Origin of the sequence: Streptomyces sp. C36 (assembly GCF_040932295.1) — a bacterium.
GTDB lineage: Bacteria > Actinomycetota > Actinomycetes > Streptomycetales > Streptomycetaceae > Streptomyces > Streptomyces triculaminicus.
The window spans coordinates 18,116-34,793 of the sequence record NZ_JBFQGI010000002.1 but is presented as its reverse complement, the minus strand read 5'-3'; the positions used below and the strand labels follow the sequence as shown (position 1 = coordinate 34,793).

The following is a 16,678-nucleotide window of genomic DNA, read 5'->3' as shown; positions in this document are numbered from 1 at the left end:
TGCGCGTAACCTCCCCGCCCGGCCGCCCGCCGCGTCAGCCGTCGAGGACCTTGCCCGGGTTGAGCAGGCCGAGCGGGTCGAGGACGGCCTTGATGCCGCGCTGGACCTCCATGGCCACCGGCCCGGCCTCCTGGGCCAGCCACTCCTTCTTCAGCAGGCCCACCCCGTGCTCCCCGGTGATGGTGCCGCCGAGCTCCAGGCCCAGCGCCATGATCGCGTCGAAGGACGCCCGGGCCCGCCGCGCCTCGTCGGGGTCGGCGGGGTCGAAGCAGACGACGGGGTGGGTGTTGCCGTCCCCGGCGTGCGCGACGACGCCGATGGTCAGGTCGTGCTCGCGCGCGATGGCGGCGGTGCCCTCCAGCATGGCCGCGAGGTTCGAGCGCGGCACGCACACGTCGTCGATCATCGTGGCGGGCCGCAGGGTCTCGAGCGCGGGCAGGGCCGTCCGGCGGGCCTGCAGGAGCAGGTCGGACTCGGCCTCGTCCTCGGCGGGGACGACCTCGGTGGCCCCGGCGGCGGTGCACAGCCGGGCCACGGCGGCCAGGTCGGCCGTGGGGTCGGGGGTGTCGAAGGCGGCCATCAGCAGGGCCTCGGTGGACTCGGGAAGGCCCATGCGGGCGAAGGAGTTGACGGCCCGTACGGAGGTCGCGTCCATCAGCTCCAGCAGCGACGGCGCGTGGCCGCGCGCCATGATCTGCCGTACCGCCTCGCAGGCCGCGGCCACGGAGGGGAACTCGGCGGCCAGGGCCAGCTGGCGCGGCGGGGCGGGCTTGAGCGCGAGGACGGCGCGCACGACCACGCCGAGGCTGCCCTCGGAGCCCACGAAGAGGCGGGTGAGGTCGTAGCCGGCGACGCCCTTGGCGGTGCGGCGGCCGGTGGTCAGCAGCCGGCCGTCGGCGAGGACGACGTCGAGGCCGAGGACGTACTCGGCGGTCACGCCGTACTTCACGCAGCACAGCCCGCCGGAGGCCGTGCCGATGTTGCCGCCGATGGTGCACTGCTCCCAGCTGGAGGGGTCCGGCGGGTAGTACAGGCCCTGCTCGGCGACCGCGCGGGAGAGCACGGCGTTGACGACGCCCGGCTCGACCACGGCGATCCGCTCGACCGGGTCGATCTCCAGGATGCGGTCCATCTTGACGAGCGAGAGCACCACGCAGCCGTCGACGGCATTGGCCGCGCCGGACAGGCCCGTGCGCGCGCCCTGCGGCACCACCGGCACCCGCAGGGCGGTGGCGGTGCGCATGACGTGTCGCACCTGGTCCACCGTGCGCGGCAGGACGACGACGGCCGGCGCCCCCGCCGCGCAGAAGCTCGCCATGTCGTTGGCGTACGAAGCGGTGACGTCGGGGTCGGTGAGGACCGCCTCGGCGGGGAGTTCCTCGAGCAGGAGCTTGATCAGATCGCCCATGGCCCCCACCCTGCCACCGTCGGCGGCAGGGGGGAAGATCGCCTCGTCAGAGGTTTCCGCGGCGCTCCTGCTCGCGCTCGATGGCCTCGAAGAGCGCCTTGAAGTTGCCCTTGCCGAAGCCCATGGAGCCGTGCCGCTCGATCATCTCGAAGAAGACGGTCGGGCGGTCCTGGACCGGCTTGGTGAAGATCTGCAGGAGGTAGCCGTCCTCGTCGCGGTCCACGAGGATCTTCAGCTCGCGCAGGGTCTCGATCGGCACCCGGGTCTCGCCGGCCCAGTCGCCGAGGGTGTCGTAGTAGCTGTCCGGCGTGTCGAGGAACTGCACGCCGGCCGCGCGCATGGCCCGGACGGAGGCGACGATGTCGTTCGTGGCGAGCGCGACGTGCTGGACGCCGGGGCCGCCGTAGAACTCCAGGTACTCGTCGATCTGCGACTTCTTCTTGGCGATGGCCGGCTCGTTGAGCGGGAACTTCACCTTGAGGGTGCCGTCCGCGACGACCTTCGACATGAGCGCGGAGTACTCGGTGGCGATGTCGTCGCCCACGAACTCCTTCATGTTGGTGAAGCCCATGACGTTGTTGTAGAAGCCGACCCAGTCGTTCATCTTGCCGAGCTCGACGTTGCCGACGCAGTGGTCGATGGCCTGGAAGCGGCGCGGGCCGGGCTCGACGAGCGGGGCGGCGGCGACGTAGCCGGGGAGGTACGGGCCGGTGTACGCGGACCGGTCGACAAGGGTGTGCCGGGTGTTGCCGTAGGTGGCGATGGCCGCCACGACGACCGTGCCGTGCTCGTCCTTCAGCTCGTGGGGCTCCTCCAGACCGGTGGCGCCGTGCTCGAGGGCGTAGGCGTACGCGGCCCGCGCGTCCGGCACCTCGATGGCCAGGTCGACGACGCCGTCGCCGTGCTCGGCGACGTGCTCGGCGAGGAAGCGGCCGCGCTCGGTGCTCGCCTTGATCACGGTGGTGAAGACGAACCGGGCGCTGCCGGACTCCAGGACGTAACTCGCGGTCTCGCGGCTGCCGTTCTCCGGTCCGGAGTAGGCGACGCGCTTCATGCCGAAGGCGGTGGAGTAATAGTGGGCGGCCTGCTTGGCGTTGCCGACGGCGAAGACGACCGCGTCCATCCCCTTGACCGGGAAGGGGTCGGCCTGCCGCGCGGTGTGCGGGGTGTGATCCGTGGTCTGAGTCATGGCCGCAGGGTCTCTCCGAACCACAAGGTGCGCAATAGTTTGCGTTTTCCCTGGGCATCCTGCATAGCGGAGGCCCGGGGAATCCGGGCGATCTGTGCAGGATGACCACGAGAGGCGGACCAGGGTGATCGATCGTTTGGACGGACGGCTGATCGAGTTGCTCGCGGAGGAGCCCCGGATAGGGGTGCTGGAGGCCTCCCGGCGCCTCGGCGTGGCGCGCGGCACGGTCCAGGCGCGGCTGGACCGGCTGCAGTCCCAGGGGGTGATCCGCGGCTTCGGCCCGGACGTGGACCCGGCCGCGCTGGGCTATCCGGTGACCGCCTTCGCGACGCTGGAGATCAAACAGGGCCAGGGGGCGGACGTCCGTACCCACCTGGCGTCCGTCCCGGAGGTGCTGGAGCTGCACACCACGACCGGCCACGGCGACATGCTGTGCCGACTGGTGGCCCGCTCGAACGCCGACCTGCAGCGGGTGATCGACAGGGTGGTGGGCTTCGAGGGGATCGTCCGGGCCTCCACGGCGATCGTCATGGAGAACCCGGTGCCGCTGAGGATCATCCCGCTGGTCAAGCAGGCGTCCGAGGACTGACCGAGGGGCTGACCCGAGAGCTGGCCCGACTGGTCCAAGGACTGGGGAGGCCCTTCGGGAGGGACGGGCGCGGGCGTCAGGCCGGGCAGGCGGGAACGCGCTGCCCGGCCGCCAGGGCCTTGAGCGAGGAGACCGCGTCCTTGAGGTCGGCGACGGGGATCAGCCGCAGGCCGGCGGGCAGCTCGGCCCGTGCGTCCGAGCACTCCTCCTTGGGGACGAGGAAGACGGTGGCGCCGTCGCGCCGGGCCGCCTGCGTCTTGAGCGAGACGCCGCCGACGGGGCCGACCGTGCCGTCCGGCTCGATGGTGCCGGTGCCCGCGATGCTCCGGCCGCCGGTCAGGTCGCCGCCGCGGCCGTCGCCGTCGAGCTTGTCGATGACGCCGAGGGTGAAGAGCAGCCCGGCGCTGGGGCCGCCGACGTCGGCGAGGCTCAGCTCCACCTTGACGTCCTTGGGTGAGCGGTGCAGATAGCGCAGGGCGGCCTGGGCGGCGGAGTCCTGCGACTTCTTCATCTCGGCGGCGTTGTGCCGCTCGATCTCCTCGTCGTTCTGCCCGGCGGGGTAGACCGAGTCGCGCGGCATCACGGCCCGGTCGGTGCGGAACCAGCTGTCGACGACGTCGCCCAGGTCCACGCGCGCGTCCGGCCCGGTGGCCTCGATGGTGGTCATGCGCAGCTGTCCGCTGGTCTTCCGGGTCGCCGCGCCGGTGATGGAGATCACCGGCTTGTCCTTGTGCTCGCCGAGGACGTTCGCGGTCGTCGAGCCCGGCTGGGCGATGACGAACGGCAGGGGGACGAGCGCGGCCACCGCGAGCAGGGCGACGACGGGCGCGGCGCAGACGGCGAGGGTGCGCGCGCGCTTCCTCCCGGCGGTCGTGGCAGCCGTGGTCTTCGCGCCCGGGGCGGGCTGGGACGGAGCAGGCATGCTGCGAATCTAATTCACGCGCGGGGCGGGCGCGGCACGCGGGCGGCCGTCGGGCGGCGTGCGGGCGCCACGCGAGCGGCAGGCGAGGCAGGCGGGCGGCCGTCGGGCCGCCCGCACGGTGTCGCCCCGGCGGGGTGCCGCCGGGGCGACACCGGCGTGCCGTTGGAACTACTTCAGCGTTGGGAACTGCCTCAGCGTTCCGTCGGGGCTACCTCAGCGCGTCCGCCACCTCCTTCGCGGCCTCCATGACCCGCGTTCCCACCCGCTCGGGGACGGAATCGGCGAGCATGACCACACCCACGCTCCCCTCGATCCCGCTCACCCCGAGCAGCGGCGCCGCCGCCCCGCTCGCCCCGGCCTCCAGCTCGCCGTGGGTGAGGGCGTATCCGGGGTTGTCGACCTCGCCCCGGCGTGCGGCGAGGATCGCCCGTCCGGCCGCGCCACGGTCCAGGGGGTGTCGGAACCCGGCGCGGTAGGCCACGTGATAGTCGGTCCAGGTCGGCTCGACGACGGCGACCGCGAGCGCCTCGGCGCCGTCGACGAGCGTGAGATGGGCCGTGGCCCCTATGTCCTCGGCCAGCGACCGCAGCGCGGGCATGGCCGCTTCGCGTACGAGCGGGTGGACCTGACGGCCCAGCCGCAGCACTCCCAGGCCCACCCGGGCCCGGCCGCCGAGGTCCCGGCGGACGAGTGCGTGCTGCTCGAGCGTGGCGAGCAGCCGGTAGACGACCGTGCGGTTGACGCCGAGCCGGGTGGACAGCTCGGTGACGGTCAGACCGTGATCGGTGTCGGCGAGCAGTTTGAGGACGCGCAGTCCTCTGTCGAGCGTCTGCGAAGTCTCCGCGGTCACGACGCCCCTCCTCCGATGAGAGGCGGCCCTCGTCACGGTGGGGTGCGCCACCGGTCCCGTCCGGCAGCGCGCGAAGAGAGGCCGCCGGCCGTTGACGCATGATCCGGCTGCGCTCCGCGGCGGCGCTGCCACGGGGCGTGTGCGTGAGCGGCACCGTAGCGCCGCCGGTCCGCTCAGCGGAAGAGTCTGCCCACAATCCGGTCACTGTGCAGCGGATTCGCGGGTATCGGCGGGCAGTTCCCACCATGTGGACAGGGCGCGGGCCCCCGGTCGGGGAGCCCGCGCCCTGTCCGGCACGGCACGTCACGTCACGTCACGTCGGCTTGGGCTTCCGCGTGAACGTCACTTCATGCGCGTGGCCCACTCGCGCACCTTCTTGATGCGCTCGGTGAGCTGTCCGGCCGTCGCCTCCGCGCTGGGCGGTCCGCCGCACGTCCGGCGCAGCTCGGTGTGGATCACGCCGTGCGGCTTGCCGCTCTGGTGGACGTACGCGCCCACCAGCGTGTTGAGCTGCTTGCGCAGCTCCAGCATCTCCTTGTGGGTGACCACCGGGCGCCGTTCGGCGGGGAGTTCGAGCAGGTCGACCTCGGCGTCGGGGCGCTTGCGGCTGTGGGCGATCTGGCGGGCCTGCCGCTTCTGCAGCAGCAGCTGCACCTGGTCGGGCTCCAGCAGGCCGGGGATGCCGAGGTAGTCCTGCTCCTCCTCGCTGCCGGCGTGGGCCTGCATGCCGAACTCGGCGCCGTCGTAGAGCACGCGGTCGAAGACGGCCTCCGACTCCAGCGCCTCGAAGGAGAGTTGATCGTTCTCGCCGGTGTCCTCGTCCTGCTGCCGCTCCGCCTCCGCCAGGAGCTTGTCCTCCTCGGCGTAGGGGTTCTCGTCGTCGCCGTCCTTCTTCGGCTTGTCCAGGACGTGGTCGCGCTCGACCTCCATCTCGTTGGCGAAGGTCAGCAGCGTCGGGATCGTCGGCACGAACACCGACGCGGTCTCGCCGCGCCGGCGCGAGCGCACGAAGCGGCCGACGGCCTGGGCGAAGAACAGCGGCGTGGAGATGGTGGTGGCGTACACGCCGACCGCGAGGCGGGGCACGTCCACGCCCTCGGACACCATGCGGACGGCGACCATCCAGCGCGAGTCGGACTGCGCGAAGTCGTCGATGCGCTGCGAGGCGCCGGAGTCGTCGGACAGCACGAGGGTGGCGCCCTCGCCCGTGATCTCCCGGATCAGCTTGGCGTAGGCGCGGGCCGACTCCTGGTCGGAGGCGATGACGAGGGCCCCGGCGTCGGGGATGGACTTGCGGACCTCGGTCAGCCGCCGGTCGGCCGCCCGCAGCACGTTCGGCATCCAGTCGCCGCGCGGGTCCAGGGCCGTGCGCCAAGCCTGCGAGATCGCGTCCTTGGTCATCGGCTCGCCGAGGCGGGCCTCCAGCTCGTCGCCCGCCTTGGTGCGCCAGCGCATGTTGCCGCTGTACGAGAGGAAGATGACCGGCCGGACGACGCCGTCGGACAGGGCGTTGCCGTAGCCGTAGGTGTAGTCGGCGGACGAGCGGCGGATGCCGTCGTTGCCCTCCTCGTACGTGACGAAGGGGATGGGGTTGGTGTCGGAGCGGAAGGGCGTTCCGGTCAGGCACAGCCGGCGGGTGGCCGGATCGAAGGCCTCCATGCACGCCTCGCCCCAGGAGCGGGAGTCGCCGGCGTGGTGGATCTCGTCGAGGATGACGAGCGTCTTGCGCTGTTCGCAGCGGTTGCGGTGCAGCATGGGGCGCACGCCCACGCCGGCGTAGGTGACGGCCACGCCGTGGTACTCACGGCCCAGCGGGCCGGCGCTGTACCCGGGGTCGAGCTTGATGCCTATCCGGGCGGCGGCCTCGGCCCACTGCTTCTTCAGGTGCTCGGTGGGCGCGACCACGGTCACCTGCTGGACGACGTGGTGGTGCAGCAGCCAGGAGGCGAGGGTGAGCGCGAAGGTGGTCTTTCCGGCGCCCGGGGTGGCGACGGCGAGGAAGTCTCGGGGCTGCGTCTGGACGTACTTCTCCATGGCGCCCTGCTGCCAGGCACGCAGCTTGTTCGCGGTACCCCAGGGGGCCCGGCCGGGGAAGGCGGGTGAGAGATGGTGGTTCGCTGTGGTGGTAGTCACGGTCTCCGTCGGCTGGCTCGGCGATCGGCAACCGCGCAAGCCTACCTGCGCCGCCCCGCCGCCCCGGGTGGGACGGACGGGGCTCACCCGAGGGTGGGACGGAGGTCACATAACGCCCTGCGGTCGCGTCGTACGGTCGCGTGGCGACAGGCGCGTGGCGAGGTACGAGCCCACCAGCGCCGATGCGGAGGCGAGGGCGAAAACGACCGCGAAGGCGTGCGCCGGGGCCGCCTCGCCGGACGCGTCCGCGGCGACCGAGCCGCCGCCGGAGGAGACGAAGAGCACACCGGCGAGGCCGACCAGCACGATGCTGCCGAGCGCGTCCGACACCTGCAGGGAGGCGGAGTTCGCGCCCTCCTCCCCCGGCCGGGAGAGCTTGAGCAGCAGCACCGCGCCACCGGAGATCGTCAGGCCCATGCCGTAGCCGCCGATGATCCAGGAGACGGCCACGATCCACACCGGCACGGACGCGATCAGCACCAGGGGGGCGAGCGCCACGGCGAGCGCCAGCAGCGCCATGCCCAGGCCGATCAGCCGCTCGCGGTGGGGCTCCATGCGGGGGCGGCTCTGGGTGTACGAGGCGAGCGCCCACGTCAGCCCGCCGCCGGTGAGGGAGAGCCCGGCGAGGGTGGCCGACAGGCCGCGCTCGGTCACCAGCATCAGCGGCACGAACGTCTCGGCGGCCAGGAACGAGCCCTGGGCGACGCCGCGCAGCAGCACCACCGTGGGCAGCCCGCGCCCGGCCCGGAAGGTGCGCGCGGGCAGCAGCCGCAGCACGCACGGGACGAGCAGGGCGAGCCCGGCGGCGGCGGGCAGGAGGGAGACGGGGCGCAGGTCCTGGCCCGCGTACTGCAGCAGTCCGGCGCCGACGGCCACGGCGAGGGCGAGGATGATCCGGCGGCGGTCCATGGCCGCGGTGCGGTCGCCGGCCGGCAGCTTGCGCAGCGCGGGCAGCATCACGGCCAGCGGCGGCAGGACCAGGACGGGGATGGCCAGGAACACCCAGCGCCACCCGATCCGCTCGGTGACGGTGCCGGCCACCAGCGGGCCGACGATCACGGGGACGACCCAGGCGGCGGAGAAGGCCGCGAGGATCACCGGCCGCAGCCGCTCGGGGTAGGCCCGCCCGACGACGACGTAGAGCGAGACGATCACCAGCCCGGCGCCGATGCCCTGCACCCCGCGTCCCGCGACGAACATCCACATCTGCTGGGCCGAGCCGGCGATCACCAGTCCGGTGCCGAAGGCGGCGATGCCGGTGAAGAGGGGGGCGAGCGGCCCGGCCCGGTCGCACCACTCCCCCGACAGCGCCATGGCGAACAGGCTCGCGGTGAAGAAGGCGGAGAAGGAGAAGGCGTAGAGCTCGAGGCCGTCCAGGGCGCGGGCCGCGACCGGCATCGCGGTGTTGACCGCGCTCGCCTCGAAGGCGATGAGGGAGACGACGGAGACGATGCCGAGGGTGAGCGCCCGGAACCGGCGCCCGAGTATGCCCCCGGGGGCCTCCTGGGTCGCTGCGGACAGGGCGAGGTCGGTGCCTTCGGCGTCGGTTGTGGTCATGCCAGCCAGCGTAGGAAGGGACCGGCCTTTCCGCCCCCGGCCGGACGAATGGAATCCCATAGTCCGTAGGGCCTAGTCCGAAGGCCCCGGCCCCCGGGCCCCACGTCGCAGGTCCAGGCACCGGGGCCTTCGAGGCCCTTGTGGGCGGGGGAGCCCGCCGGGGTCACGTGATCAGCCCACGTGGTCAGGTCACGTGGCCAGCCCACGCGGTCAGCCCACGTGATCAGCTCACGTGGTCAGCACGCGTGATCAGCACACGCGTTCAGCTCACGTGGTCAGCAGCACCCCGCCGTACGAGGCGCCCGCGATCACGACCCACGAGCTCAGCCCGAGCGCCGCGACCCGGCCGCCGGTGCGCACCAGCGAGGGCAGGTGCACGGCGCTGCCCAGCCCGAAGAGGGCGGCGGCCAGCAGCAGCTCCTGGGCGTGCTGGGCGGCGTCGAGCACGCCGCCGGGCACCAGGCCGGTCGTCCGTACGGCGACCATCGCGAGGAAGCCGAGCACGAAGAGCGGTACGAGCGGGGGCCGCTTGCCGGACGCCTGGACGACGCCCCGGCGGCGGCCGCGCGCGGACACCGCCACGGCGGCGACGAGCGGCGCCAGCAGCGCCACCCGCATCAGCTTGACCAGGACGGCGTCCCCGAGCGCGGCCTGGCCCGCGGTCTGGGCCGTGGCCACGACCTGTCCCACGTCGTGCACGCTCGCCCCGGCCCAGCGGCCGAACTGCGCGTCGCCCAGCCCGAGCGGGTGGTGCAGCAGCGGCAGCACGGCGATGGCGAGCGTGCCGCACAACGTCACCAGCGCCACCGACGTCGCCACGTCCTCCTCGTCGCTGCCCGACACCTCGCTGACCGCGCCGATCGCGGAGGCACCGCAGATGGAATAGCCGGTGGCGATCAGCAGCGGCTGGTCGCCGCGCAGCCCGAGCCGGCGGCCGAGCCACAGCGTCCCGAAGAACGTCGCGGCGACCACCGCGAGCACCATCGCGACGGTGGCCCAGCCCAGCCCGAGCACGTCGTCCAGGCTGAGCTTGAGCCCGAGCAGCACGATGCCGACCCGCATCAGCCGCTTGCCCGCGAGCGTCAGGCCGGGCTTTCCGGCGCCGCGCACCCTCGCCCGTACGCCCGGCAGATGGGCCGCGGCGATGCCCAGGACGACGGCGGCGGTGAGCATGGGGACGACGGGCAGGAGCGCGTGGACGCCCCAGGCGAGGGCGACCCCGCCGACGGCCATGGCGAGGCCGGGGAGCTTGCCGGGCGCCGCCGGGCGCGGCGGATCGGAGGGGTTCGGCGGGTTCGGCGGGCTCGCGGCCCGCTGGTGGAGGAGGGCCATCAGAGGGCGTCGGCCGGCAGGTCGTACACGCGCCGGACGCTGGAGCCCAGGCGCGAGACGTCGGCCCCGTAGATGTGCAGGGAGATGGCGATGGACGAACAGGCGTTGCGCACCCGGTGGATGTCGCCGGGCGGCGCGAAGCCGCAGACGTCGCCCTGCCGGTTGACCACGTCCTCGGTGGCCACCAGGCGGGCGGTCATGCCCTCGGGGACGAGGCGGTAGCGGCGCTCGCTCTCGGTGCCCTGGTGGACGCCGGTGACGCACCAGGAGACGTGGTCGTGGATGGAGGTCTGCTGGCCGGGCATCCACACCAGCGCGACGACGGAGAAGCTGCCGTCGCTCTCGGCGTGCAGGATGTGCTGGCGGTAGCGCTCGGGGTCGCCCTCGCACTGTTCGTCGGTGAGCAGGTCGGGAGCGCCGAGGTGGACCGCGAGCCGCTCGCCGACGAGGTACGCCGTCGTGTCGGGCGGCAGGCCGCGGCCTACGGCCTCCCGGACGTCGCCGACGAGCTGGTCGAGCCGCGCGGTCGTCAGGGGTGCGGTAGGTGTGGTCATACACGCAGCGTCGAGGCGCTTGATCCATCACGTCCAACGACAGTTTGTTGCCATGCCGCCAACGTGCGCTTATGGACCGAGCGGGCCCGCTCAGCAGCCGACGCGCCGGGCGGCGACGGCCTTCAGCTCGTCAAGTACCAGCGCGTTGGCGGGGATTCTCAAGTGGTCGCGGAGCACGTAGGCGGAGACGAAGCGTCGGGCGGCCGGATCCAGGGCCCGTCCGGTGATCTTGTCGTGCCGGAGGAAGGACAGTACGAGCGCCGGCATCATCGCCACACCCAGCCCCTCCGCCACGAGCGACTGCACGACGAGGTTGTCGTCCGTTGTGAACGCGATGTCGGGTGCGAATCCCTGCTCGGCGCACTCGTGGAGGAAGTTCGTGCGGCAGCGCAGGCAGCCGGCGATCCACCGCTCCTCGGCCAGGTCGGCGAGCTTGACCGCCCGGCGGCGGGCGAGAGGATGTCCGGTGGGCAGCAGAACGGTCAGCTGGTCCTCGAAGAGCGGTATCTCCACGAGCTCGTCGGGAACCTCTTCGCGCAGGCCGGGATAGGTGAAGGCGAGCGTGATGTCGCACTCGCCGCGCACGACCCGGCTCAGCGAGTCCGGCGGCTCGGCCTCCTGCAGCTCCACCCGTACGCCCGGGTGGTCGGCGGCGAGACGGGCCAGCGCCTCGGGGATGAGGGTCGCCCCGGCGCTGGGGAACGCGCACACGCGGACCCGTCCGGCGCGCAGCCTCGTCAGCGAGCTCATTTGCTGCTGCGCGGCGGAAAGGCTGGCGAGGATCGTCTCGGAGTGCCGGGCGAGCGCCTCGCCCGCCTCGGTCAGCCGCATGCGCCGGCCGACGCGGGTGAACAGCGGAGTGCCGACCGACCGTTCGAGGGCCTTCATCTGCTGGGTGATCGCCGGCTGGGTGTAGCCCAGCGCGCGGGCGGCAGCCGAATACGACCCCGCGGTCACGACCGCGTGGAACGTCTTGATGTGCCGGGAGTCGAACACGCCGAAATCATAAGCGGAATTTGGGTTAATGGGGTGAGGGGGCGTGGGTTGCTTTTGGATCACCGAATAGATCCGACATGGTGGACTTATGCCGCACTACACCTCGTACGACTCGTTCATGAACGGCACATGGCGGTCTTGTGCCAGCGCCGTCCGCCCCATTGAGACCCCCGGCGCATGGCCCTAGGGTCGTTCCCGTAAGAGGTTCGCAAGGAGAACAGCACGGCCGTGTGCCCGAGTGGCTTAGGGGCTCGCCTGCAAAGCGAGTTACGCTGGTTCGATTCCAGTCACGGCCTCCACTTTTGTTGAGTAGGGCGTGAGGAGAGCTTGAGTAGCCGTTGAGTAGCGGTACTCATGCTCCCGGCGAAGCCGTCGGCGCAGGATGCACAGCATGAACACGTACCCCATGTCTCCCGCCCTGCCCGTCCGTCCCTCGCGACGCAAGGGGTTCACGGAGACCCTGGCCGTGGTCCTCTGGGCCATCACGGCGCAAGCCCTCGGCCTGTGCCTGGTGGTCATCGCGATGATCGCCGTTTGGGGAGCGGCCGCGGGCGCCCCCGCCGGGGAGTTCCTTCTGCAGGTGGCCGGCGTCCTCGCCGCGGCCGCCCTCCTCCTGGCAGCCGCCTACCAGGGCCTCAGGCTCTTCGGCCTGACCGCCCCCACCCGCTCTGCCATCGTCGCCGCCCTCGCCTGCCCGGGCCCGGTGGGCCTGGCGCTGTACCTGTACGCGGGCTAGCAGCGGGCGTCGACCGGGCCCACCCCGGCGAGCCTCCGGGTCCGAGCGCTTGACCGACGGCCTGATTCCCTGTCACATACGCTGATCGACGCGTAGTCGAAAGCGGACCACCACGGACCGCGTGGACCGCACGACAGACGGAGAAGACCCCATGCGCTACCTGATGATGACCAACCCGACCGACGCCGCCCCCGACGAGAGCCTCTACGCCGAGATGGGCGCGTGGCTCGAGGAGCTGACGGCGGCGGGCGTCCTGCTGGCCACCGGAGGCCTCGAGCCGGGCGGCATCCGCGTGACGTCGGCGGGCGACGAGATAACGGTGACGGACGGGCCGTTCGCCGAGGCCAAGGAGGCCGTGGCCAGCTTCGCGCTGGTCGAGGTCCGCTCCAAGGAGGAGGCGATCGAGATCGCGCGCCGCTTCCGGAAGCTCGTCGGTGACGGCGAGAGCGTGATCCAGCAGGTCTTCGGTCCCTGACCGGCCCCGCACCAAGCCCATGACGGACGTCCACGGCGCGGTCGACGCGGTCTGGAAGCTCGAGTCGGCCAGGATCGTCGCCGCCCTGACACGACTGGTCCACGACGTCGGCCTCGCGGAGGAGCTCGCCCAGGACGCGCTCGTCGCCGCGCTCGAGCAGTGGCCGGAGGCGGGTGTGCCCGGCAACCCCGGCGCCTGGCTGATGACCACCGCCAGGCGCCGGGCCGTCGACCGCATCCGGCGTGACCGGCTCCTGGAGCGCAAGCACGAGCAGATCGCCCGCGATGTACGGGAAGACGCCGCAGAGGACGGACGGGACGACGCCGCTGAGGGCGGACGGGACGACGTCCTGCGGCTGATGTTCGTCTCCTGCCACCCGGTCCTGCCCACCGACGCCCGCGTCGCACTGACACTGCGGCTGCTCGGCGGCCTGACGGCGGCCGAGATCGCGCGAGCGTTCCTCGTCGACGAGACGACGATCGCCCGGCGCATCGCCGGGGCGAAACGGACGCTGGCCGAGGAGCGGGTTCCCTTCGAGCTGCCCGCCGGGGAAGAGCTCGCCGAGCGCCTGTCGTCCGTGCTCGGCGTCGTCTACCTCGTCTTCAACGAGGGCTACGCGGCGACGGCCGGAGACGACCTGATGCGCCCCGGGCTCTGCCTCGAGGCGCTGCGGCTGGGCCGGATGCTGGCAGAACTGGCCCCGTACCAGGCCGAGGTGCACGGCCTGGTCGCGCTGATGGAGCTCCAGGCCTCCCGCGCCGCCGCCCGGACCGGCCCGTCCGGCGAACCCGTCCGGCTGCACGAGCAGAACCGCGGCCGCTGGGACCAGTTGCTCATCCGCCGCGGCTTCACCGCCATGCTGCGCGCACGCGAGGCCGGCGGCCCACCCGGCCCGTACGTCCTCCAGGCGGCGATCGCCGTCTGCCACGCCCAGGCACGTACGGCCGAGGACACCGACTGGGCGCGGATCGCGGCCTTGTACGAGGCGCTGGAACGCCTCCTGCCCACACCCGTCGTACGCCTCAACCGGGCGGTGGCCGTCAGCATGGCGCACGGCCCGGGCGCGGGGCTCGACCTGGCCAACGCCCTGACCGCCGACCCCGCGCTGGCCGACTATCACCTCCTGCCGGGCGTACGGGGCGACCTGCTGGCCCGGCTCGGGCGGTGCGAGGAGGCGCGGCGGGAGTTCCGGCGGGCCGCCGCCCTGACCGGCAACGCCGCCGAGCGCGCCTTCCTGCACCGCCGCGCGGACGCGATCACCGCTCCCGCCGCGCCGGTCCCCACCCTCGGCCGGGCGGCCCGGGACTTCCTGGGGCGCGACGGCCTCGACCCCGGCACGGCCCGCTCGTACGGCCAGACGCTGCGGCGCCTGTGCCGGTCCCTGGGCGACGACCTGCCGCTGGCCGCGCTGACGGCCGACGAGGTGGCGCGGGTGTTCACGGCGGCCTGGGGCGGGGCGGCGGCACAGACGTGGAACCGCCACCGGTCGGCCGTACGGTCGTTCGGCGCCTGGGCGTCCCTGGAGGACCTGGGGCTCCACCTCGACCGGCGCACCGATATCCGGACTCCGGCACCGGTGATCGGCGACGCGGAGCTCGAGACCCTGTGGAACCGCCCGGGCCCGTCCTCGCGCGAACGCGCCCTGTGGTGCCTGCTGCACGAGTCGGCGGCGGCCGTCGGCACCGTGCTGTCCCTGAACGTCGAGGATCTCGATCTCCCGGCCCGCCGCGCCCGTACGGGCGACATGTGGGTCGTCTGGGGTGACAGAACGGCCGCGCTCCTCCCGCCCCTGGTCGCCGGCCGCACCCGGGGCCCCGTCTTCCTCTCCGACCGCCGCCCCGGCCCGGCCCGCGCCCCGTCCGAGGCCGACCTCTGCCCGGAGACGGGCCGCCGCCGCCTGTCCTACGAACGCGCCGAGTACCTCTTCAAGCAGGCCACGAAGACCGTCGACCCGACGGGAACGGGCTACACGCTGCGGCGGCTCAGAGTGCGAGGCCGAAGCTCGGACTGAACCCGGCCGCCGTCAACAACACCGCTTCTCGCCGACCGGGCGATGCGTATGCGCGCTGTTCACCGCCGCACCGGCAGATGCGCGCACCCCGGCCACCGGGGCCACGGCCGGGCGGCCTGCCGCGCCGCGACCCTGCGGGCCGCCGCACGGTCGCCCCAACGCCCGGCCGCCGGGCCCGGCGTCACGACTCCCGGCATGCCAGGCGGCCGCAGCGCCCCGTAGTCGGCGAACCGCCGGGTTCCACAACGGTCGCACCGCGCCTCACCGCCGACACGCGTCCACCCCGCCCGGTGCGCGCACATCCTCCACCTTTCAGAGCTCGGCATAGCGCTTCCCCGCCACTCGCGGGATCACCACCCACAGCTTGCTTCCGGCAAGCGGCTTCTCCGCCGGCGCCAACCCGACCACGCCACCGCACTCGTCGACGACGGCCTGCAGCGTGGACAAGGCATGGCGCCGATGCGCCCGGCATCGCTTCTCGTCGCCGCCGACATGGTCCGGGTGCTCGTCGAACACCGTCAGCCGCAACACCCCGAAGCGCCATCGCAGGGTGAGGCTGACGCCCCGGTCGGGCGTGAACAGGACGGCGTTGCCCAGCAGTTCGGATGTGGCGAGCACGCCGAGCTCGACCATGTCGCCCAGCCCGTGCTGGGCGAGCACCCGCCCGACGGCGGTCCGCGCCGTACCCAGGCAGTACGCGCCGCCCGGCAGCCCGAAGGAGTAGTTGAGGTTCGCCCGACCGGGGCCGCCCGTCGACACGGTCGGCAGCGACGAATCGGACATGCAGAGTTCATCGCGATTGCTCATATGCGGACTCCAAGCACGTTCACAGGTGGGGGAGTTCTCGCACGCGGACGATCACCGGTGGCCTGCCTCCCTGGGCGCGGACACACCCCACCCAGGGAAGGAGGGCATGCCGCGCGGTGCACTTCCGGCGCCACGGCGTGTGAGCCAAGCGATACCGACGGTAGCGCCTCACCAGGAGGCAGACAACCTTGTCTGAAGAGACAACCCTGTCGGTGGACCAACGGCGGGCCACACGGCATGCTGCACGTAGATCGCGAGGAGGGCACATGCCGTCGAGGAGCCATCCGACCCAGCGGCAGCGCCGCCTTGGGGCCGAACTGCGCAAGCTGCGCGAAGCCGCGGGCATGACCGCGGAAGAGGCTGGCGCCGTGGTCGACATCAAGGCGTACCAGGTCAGCCACTTGGAAGCCGGACGAGTCGGCATCACACCGAACCGGCTCCGCACTCTGGCCTGTAACTACGGCTGCGCCGACGAAGAGCTGGTAGAAGCGTTGGTAGCCATGGCGGATGAACGCGACAAGAACTGGTGGGAGGAATACCGGGGCTCACTTCCGCCCGGATACCTGGACATCGCCGAACTGGAGCACAGCTCCCGGACGATGCGCACCTGTTCCAGTGTGCACATCCCCGGCTTGCTGCAGACGACCGACCACGCGCGCGTCATCTTCGAGGAAGCGGTGTCACCCCTACCCGCCCATGAGCTGGACATCCGTATCGAGCACCGGATGCGCCGACAGTCGGTACTCGACAGGAAGAATCCTCCGCACTTCGCTGCGATCGTCCATGAGGCCGCGCTGCGCATGCAGTTCGGCGGCCGCAAGGTCGCACTCGCACAGCTGAAGCATCTTCTGGCCGTCAGCGAACGCGAGCACATCGAGGTACGGGCCATCCCCTTCGCCGCCGGCAGTTTCCCCGGCGCTGGACAGACGGTGTTCTACGCCCACGGGCCGGTACCCCAACTCGACACCGTGCAGCTGGACGCCGCACACACCACTGTCTTCCTCAGTGCCGATCTCCAGCTGGAAAACTACCGTGGCCTGCTGGAACGCACGGAGGCCAAGTGCCTCTCGGCCGAGAAGACCCAGGACCTGATTCACGGCATCATCAAGGAACTGTGAG

At 72.3% G+C, this 16,678-nt stretch carries 16 protein-coding genes and 1 tRNA gene; 6 read left to right on the top strand and 11 right to left on the bottom strand.

Going from position 1 to position 16,678, the window contains the following annotated elements:
- Window positions 1-34 precede the first annotated feature (34 nt).
- Window positions 35-1,408 (bottom strand): FAD-binding oxidoreductase, encoded by a 1,374-nt coding sequence (locus AB4K12_RS05635; protein ID WP_368433185.1) that lies wholly within the window; start codon window positions 1,406-1,408, stop codon window positions 35-37.
- A gap of 46 nt (window positions 1,409-1,454) precedes the next feature.
- A complete protein-coding gene (gene hppD / locus AB4K12_RS05630) occupies window positions 1,455-2,597 on the bottom strand; it encodes a 4-hydroxyphenylpyruvate dioxygenase (protein ID WP_086572164.1) in 1,143 nt (380 codons plus the stop codon).
- Window positions 2,598-2,721: 124 nt separating this feature from the next.
- Here hppD and AB4K12_RS05625 point away from each other — a divergent pair, with 124 nt between their 5' ends.
- Complete coding sequence (locus AB4K12_RS05625) at window positions 2,722-3,186, top strand: Lrp/AsnC family transcriptional regulator (RefSeq protein ID WP_086572163.1); 465 nt, start codon at window positions 2,722-2,724, stop codon at window positions 3,184-3,186.
- Window positions 3,187-3,262: 76 nt separating this feature from the next.
- Here the strand turns inward: AB4K12_RS05625 and AB4K12_RS05620 are convergent, their stop codons facing one another.
- The 7 genes from AB4K12_RS05620 to AB4K12_RS05590 form a co-directional block, all read right to left on the bottom strand.
- Complete coding sequence (locus AB4K12_RS05620; RefSeq protein ID WP_107431154.1) at window positions 3,263-4,108, bottom strand: S16 family serine protease; 846 nt, start codon at window positions 4,106-4,108, stop codon at window positions 3,263-3,265.
- 208 nt (window positions 4,109-4,316) lie between these two features.
- Window positions 4,317-4,958: an IclR family transcriptional regulator gene (locus AB4K12_RS05615; RefSeq protein ID WP_086572162.1), complete on the bottom strand. Its 642-nt coding sequence runs from the start codon at window positions 4,956-4,958 to the stop codon at window positions 4,317-4,319.
- 342 nt (window positions 4,959-5,300) lie between these two features.
- Window positions 5,301-7,091, bottom strand: a complete 1,791-nt coding sequence (locus AB4K12_RS05610) for a DEAD/DEAH box helicase (protein WP_368433184.1) — start codon at window positions 7,089-7,091, stop codon at window positions 5,301-5,303.
- 105 nt (window positions 7,092-7,196) lie between these two features.
- Window positions 7,197-8,648: an MFS transporter gene (locus AB4K12_RS05605; protein ID WP_368433183.1), complete on the bottom strand. Its 1,452-nt coding sequence runs from the start codon at window positions 8,646-8,648 to the stop codon at window positions 7,197-7,199.
- A gap of 267 nt (window positions 8,649-8,915) precedes the next feature.
- Window positions 8,916-9,881, bottom strand: a complete 966-nt coding sequence (locus AB4K12_RS05600) for a YeiH family protein (protein WP_368433807.1) — start codon at window positions 9,879-9,881, stop codon at window positions 8,916-8,918.
- A gap of 98 nt (window positions 9,882-9,979) precedes the next feature.
- The gene (locus AB4K12_RS05595) at window positions 9,980-10,534 is read right to left on the bottom strand and encodes a cysteine dioxygenase (RefSeq protein WP_368433182.1); all 555 of its coding nucleotides are present in this window, start codon (window positions 10,532-10,534) and stop codon (window positions 9,980-9,982) included.
- A gap of 90 nt (window positions 10,535-10,624) precedes the next feature.
- Window positions 10,625-11,530: a LysR family transcriptional regulator gene (locus tag AB4K12_RS05590; RefSeq protein WP_086572152.1), complete on the bottom strand. Its 906-nt coding sequence runs from the start codon at window positions 11,528-11,530 to the stop codon at window positions 10,625-10,627.
- A 224-nt stretch (window positions 11,531-11,754) separates the two neighbouring features.
- Between AB4K12_RS05590 and AB4K12_RS05585 the strand changes: the two genes are divergently transcribed.
- The 4 genes from AB4K12_RS05585 to AB4K12_RS05570 all read left to right on the top strand — a co-directional run bounded on the left by AB4K12_RS05585 (window position 11,755) and on the right by AB4K12_RS05570 (window position 14,752).
- Window positions 11,755-11,829 (top strand) — tRNA-Cys (locus AB4K12_RS05585).
- Window positions 11,830-11,921: 92 nt separating this feature from the next.
- Window positions 11,922-12,266: a hypothetical protein gene (locus AB4K12_RS05580; protein ID WP_368433181.1), complete on the top strand. Its 345-nt coding sequence runs from the start codon at window positions 11,922-11,924 to the stop codon at window positions 12,264-12,266.
- Window positions 12,267-12,387: 121 nt separating this feature from the next.
- Window positions 12,388-12,741 carry a YciI family protein gene (locus AB4K12_RS05575; RefSeq protein ID WP_368433180.1) on the top strand — a complete coding sequence of 118 codons (354 nt, stop codon included), beginning with the start codon at window positions 12,388-12,390 and terminating at the stop codon, window positions 12,739-12,741.
- 19 nt (window positions 12,742-12,760) lie between these two features.
- Complete coding sequence (locus AB4K12_RS05570; protein ID WP_368433179.1) at window positions 12,761-14,752, top strand: sigma-70 family RNA polymerase sigma factor; 1,992 nt, start codon at window positions 12,761-12,763, stop codon at window positions 14,750-14,752.
- A gap of 59 nt (window positions 14,753-14,811) precedes the next feature.
- Here AB4K12_RS05570 and AB4K12_RS05565 read toward each other — a convergent pair whose 3' ends face one another.
- Window positions 14,812-15,054, bottom strand: a complete 243-nt coding sequence (locus tag AB4K12_RS05565; RefSeq protein ID WP_368433178.1) for a DUF6255 family natural product biosynthesis protein — start codon at window positions 15,052-15,054, stop codon at window positions 14,812-14,814.
- Window positions 15,055-15,064: 10 nt separating this feature from the next.
- On the bottom strand, window positions 15,065-15,559 hold the full coding sequence (locus tag AB4K12_RS05560) for an ATP-binding protein (protein ID WP_368433177.1): 495 nt from the start codon (window positions 15,557-15,559) through the stop codon (window positions 15,065-15,067).
- 266 nt (window positions 15,560-15,825) lie between these two features.
- On the opposite strand from AB4K12_RS05560, the gene AB4K12_RS05555 reads away from it, so the two are divergent.
- A complete protein-coding gene (locus AB4K12_RS05555; RefSeq protein WP_368433176.1) occupies window positions 15,826-16,677 on the top strand; it encodes a helix-turn-helix transcriptional regulator in 852 nt (283 codons plus the stop codon).
- The last annotated feature ends 1 nt before the right edge of the window (window position 16,678 follow it).